Source organism: Microcystis sp. M49636_WE2 (genome assembly GCF_030065375.1).
Classification (GTDB): Bacteria; Cyanobacteriota; Cyanobacteriia; order Cyanobacteriales; family Microcystaceae; genus Microcystis; species Microcystis aeruginosa_C.
Genome location: NZ_JASJFG010000556.1, coordinates 1 through 2,525, shown reverse-complemented (window position 1 = coordinate 2,525; position 2,525 = coordinate 1). Strand labels below are relative to the sequence as shown.

At 39.0% G+C, this 2,525-nt stretch carries 1 protein-coding gene; it reads right to left on the bottom strand.

The window, feature by feature from the left end:
- Window positions 1–2,444: DNA polymerase I (gene polA, locus PX484_RS12860; RefSeq protein WP_288104139.1), on the bottom strand; the 2,444-nt coding region annotated here is incomplete at its 3' end.
- Window positions 2,445–2,525: the final 81 nt, after the last annotated feature.

The window sequence follows — 2,525 nt, the reverse complement described above, 5'->3', positions numbered from 1 at the left end:
TCTAAATACTCAAATACTTGGGCATAACGTTGATGATATTTTTCAATAAATTTTCTGCCCTGTTCTACGGTTAATTTCGATTCACGGGCGAATTTTTGCGCTCCCATGCCATAAATAACCCCGAAGTTAATTGTTTTTCCTAAACTGCGTTCTTCTGGGGTAATTTCCCCTTTATCAAAGAGCAATTGAGCGGTGACTTTATGAACATCTTGATTACTACGATACGCTTCTAATAAAACTGGTTCTTGGCTGAGATGAGCGAGAATTCTTAACTCGATTTGTGAGTAGTCCGCTGATACTAATAAGTAACCATCTTCGGGAATAAAAGCTTGACGAATTCGTCTGGAAAATTCACTGCGAATGGGTATATTTTGCAGGTTAGGATTGGAGGATGATAAGCGTCCGGTGCTGGTGATGGTTTGATTAAAATCCGTATGCACTCTTGCGGTTTTTGGTTCGGCTAATTTCGGTAAAGCATCCACATAGGTGGATTTTAATTTAGATAAGGTGCGATGTTCAAGGATATAATCAATTAAGGGATGATCGCCTTGTAGTTTCTCTAAAACACTTTGATCGGTGGAGTAACCTGTTTTAGTTTTTCTGGATTTTTTGCGGTTGAGTGCTAATCGATCAAAGAGGATTTCACTTAACTGTTTAGGAGAGCTAAGATTAAAAGTTTCTCCGATGGATTCATAAGCTTTTTTTTCTATGTCTGCTAGGTCTCTTTCTAGTTGCTGGGATAAGTTTTTTAGATAATTGATATTAATTTTTATACCATAATTTTCCATCTGCCACAGCACCATCACTAAGGGAGATTCTATTTCAGAGAATAATTGATACAAAGGGAGAATTTTAGTTAATTCTGCCTGTAATTTTTCTCGAAGTAAATAGGTAGCGTAGGCATCTAATCCGCAGTAGGTAGCAGTAGTGGCAATATCTAAATCAGCGATGGTTTTTCCCGTAGGAATACCGAGACTTTTATAACTAAGGGAAGTGATACCGTCTAAATAGCGATCGCACAAATCTTCGAGATTATGAGTTAGTTCGGGATGGAGGACATAACTAGCCACCATAGTATCAAAAACTAGACCTTTAACGGTAATTCCTTGATGATAAAAAACATCAATATCAAATTTCGCATTCTGGAAGACTTTCGGATAATTATCACTGGCTAAAATTGGGCGTAATTTTTCGAGAACTATCTCTAGATTTAAATTATCACCGCTCTGGTGGCCTATGGGAATATAGGCCATAGAATTTAATTCTTTTCCCCAACAGCAACCGATCCCGACTAATTTGGCTACACGAGGATTTAAATCCGTGGTTTCGGTGTCCCAAGCGACGGGAAAATGTGGATTAGTGAAAGTTGTTAATTTTGCCAGTAAAGCATCTAACTTAGGAATAGTATCAATAATGTCGGGAGCAATTAGAACCGGTGGAGAAATAGGGGGTAAATCAAACAGAGACAATTGATTAGAATCAGCATCGCTAGTTAATTCTAGGGTAGGAGTGCCACCTAGATGCTGTTGAATTTGATCGAGTTTCTGGAGAATTTTCTTTAACTCTAATTTTTCCAATAAAGGTTTAACTAAACGCCGATCAAAACCTCGGAGACGAAATTTATCCTCTTCGAGACTAACGGGGGCATCAAGGGCAATTTTGGCTAAATAGCGAGAACTTTCTGCGGCGAGTTTTCCCTCTAATAATTTAGTTTTTACCATTCCCTTAATCGATTCCAGATTGGTATATATATCCTCTAAGTTATCGTATTTTTTTAATAAATCTATCGCTGTTTTTTCGCCAATTCCGCGCACCCCGGGGATATTATCAGACTTATCACCGCAAAGAGCTTTAAAATCTACTACCTGTTTTGGTGTCACCCCTAACTTTTCCGTGACAGCTTGGGAATTAAATTCTGTATAACCCTGTCCCGATGTACTTTTGACCGCATTAATATCCAGATAGAGAACCGTGGTTTTTTTCTCCTCATCTACCAATTGGAATAAATCTCGATCGCCTGTTAAAATCTTGACTGTATAACCATTATCGCCGGCCTGTTTTGCCAAAGTTCCTAAAACATCATCTGCTTCATAACCCGGAGAAGTCACAATAGGAATATTCATCGCTGCCAAGAGACTTTGGAGATTAGTTAAATCGGGGCGAAATTCTTCGGGAGTCTCTTGCCGATTCGCCTTATAATTGACATCAGCTTCATGGCGAAAAGAAGGAGCGGCTAAATCAAAAGCGACCGCTAAATAAGTGGGTTTTTGAGTTTCTAGTAACTGCATCAGAGAGTTTAAAAACCCAAAACAAACACTGGTGGGAATGCCGCTAGAAGTACGCAGAGGACCAGAACGAGACTTAGCAAAGGCATAATAGGCACGAAAAGCCAAAGAATGCCCATCAATCAGGATAAATAGCTTATTTTGCTCGCCACTGTTCATAATCTAGCCTCAAATTTGCGTGTTATTTCCATTTTAAGGATTACCGAGCCATTATTCAGCCATTAGCCTTGAATCGGCGAT